Source organism: Cellulomonas sp. A375-1, from assembly GCF_001040865.1.
In the GTDB taxonomy this organism is placed as follows: Bacteria; Actinomycetota; Actinomycetes; order Actinomycetales; family Cellulomonadaceae; genus Cellulomonas; species Cellulomonas gelida.
The window spans coordinates 2,240-4,106 of sequence record NZ_LFKW01000122.1 but is presented as its reverse complement, the minus strand read 5'-3'; the positions used below and the strand labels follow the sequence as shown (position 1 = coordinate 4,106).

Here is a 1,867-nt window from a genome sequence, read left to right as displayed (position 1 = left end):
CCTCCAGGTCCCACCCGCCGCGGGCGACGACGATCGCGAGCAGCTCGCGCGCGACGAGGTCGAGGGCCCGCGGCTCGACCGGGTCCGGGCCGGCGCCCGCGCCCGGCACGCGGCGCACGGACACGAACAGGTCGTCGGCGTGCACCACGAGCTCGATCACGCGCGAGACGGTCATGGTCGACAGGCGCACGGGCCCGCGGCGGGCCTGCACCACGGGGTCGCCCGCCGCGGTCAGCGCGTCGAGCGCCGCGAACGCGGCCGCCGCGCGGTCGTCGATCCAGCCGATCGGGTCGCCGGCCACCTGGGCGGCCAGTGCGCGCGTGGTCTCGGCGATGTCGCCCGCCCGCCCCGCGTACGTCCCGAGGTACTCCGCGAGCGTGAGGGGGACCGTGCCGGCCGGCAGCGGGGAGCACGCGGCGAGCGCGTCCATGGCCCGGCCGAGGTGCGCGACGAGCGCCGTGACCGTCCAGCCCTCGAGCACCGAGGGCGCGTCGCCGACGGAGTCGTCGACGACCTCGACGACCCAGCGCCGCAGCAGGTCCCACTGGTCGTGCAGCGCGGTCGAGGCCTCGGTCAGCGACGCGGTCATGGCCCCATCCTGCCGTGCGGGCACGCCGATGCGGGGGCGCAGGTCAGGGGCGGGTGCGGACGAGCTCGCCGAGGAACTCCGAGACGTGCCTGCCGACCTCGTCCTCCTCGATGAGGAACCCGTCGTGCCCGAAGTCGGAGTGCACGACGCGCACGGGTCCCGCTCCCGGGACGTGCGCGGCGATCCGCTCGGCCTGTGCGAGCGGGAACAGCCGGTCGGTGTCGACGGCCACGACGAGCCCGCGCGCGGTGATCTGCGACAGCGCGTTGTCCACGCCGCCGCGGTCGCGGCCCAGGTCGTGCGTGATCATCGTGCGCGTGAGGGTGACGTAGGTGTTGGCGTCGAACCGTCGTACGAGCTTGTCGCCGTGGTGCTCGAGGTACGACTGCACCGCGAACCGCCCGCCCTCGAGCGGGTCCTCGGCGCCCTGCGGGATCCGCCCGAAGCGCTCGTCGAGCTCGTACGCCGAGCGGTAGCTCTGGTGCGCGATCTGCCGCGCGAGCCCGAGCCCGACGTGCGGGCCGTCGCCGTCGGGTGCGTCGTAGTAGTCGCCGCCGCGGAACTTCGGGTCGGCGTGGATCGCGACGAGCTGGGTGTGGAAGTTGGCGATCTGGTCGCCCGAGGTCTGCGCGCTCGTCGCGATCGCGGCGAACGCCTCGACGCGCTGCGGCTCCGACGCGGCCCACTCGAGCACGCGCAGCCCGCCCATCGACGCGCCGATCACGAGCGCCCACGTGCGGATGCCCAGCAGGTCGGCCAGGCGGACCTCGGCGGCGACCTGGTCGCGCACGGACAGCTGCGGGAACCGGCTGCCCCACGGGCGGCCGTCGGGCGCGGGCGACGAGGGTCCCGTCGAGCCCTGGCAGCCGCCCAGCACGTTGGGCGCGACGACGAACCAGCGCTCGGTGTCGATCGGCGCACCCGGCCCGACCATCGACTGCCACCACCCGGGCGTCGGGTGCCCGTGGCCGGCCCCGCCCGTGACGTGCGAGTCGCCGGTCAGCGCGTGCAGGACGAGCACGGCGTTCGAGCCGTCCTCGTCGAGCTCGCCCCAGGTCTCGTACGCGAGCCGGACCGCGGGCAGGCGACCGCCGGACTCGAGCGCGAACGGTCCGAGGTCGGCGAACTGCCGACGCCCGACCTCGTCGCCGTCCTGCCATGCCGACGACGCGGGCACGGCAGCCCGCTGCGCGACCGGGGTGCGGCTCGCGCGCGTGCTGGCCAGCGCCCGGGCGGGGGCGAAGGCGGAGGACTCGTCGGACATGGGGAACCAATCTA

The 1,867-nt window shown here is 75.6% G+C and carries 2 protein-coding genes; both read right to left on the bottom strand.

All coding sequences use genetic code 11. The features are described 5' to 3' along the window. Positions 1 to 589: maleylpyruvate isomerase N-terminal domain-containing protein (locus CWIS_RS12520; RefSeq protein ID WP_048343648.1), on the bottom strand; the 589-nt coding region annotated here is incomplete at its 3' end. 43 nt (positions 590 to 632) lie between these two features. Then, on the bottom strand, positions 633 to 1,853 hold the full coding sequence (locus CWIS_RS12515) for a homoserine O-acetyltransferase (RefSeq protein WP_082156437.1): 1,221 nt from the start codon (positions 1,851 to 1,853) through the stop codon (positions 633 to 635). Positions 1,854 to 1,867 lie beyond the last annotated feature (14 nt).

Excerpts from the sequence above, each read along its gene's own strand:
- CWIS_RS12515 (WP_082156437.1), bottom strand. The coding sequence starts at position 1,853 with ATGTCCGACGAGTCCTCCGCCTTCGCCCCCGCCCGGGCGCTGGCCAGC.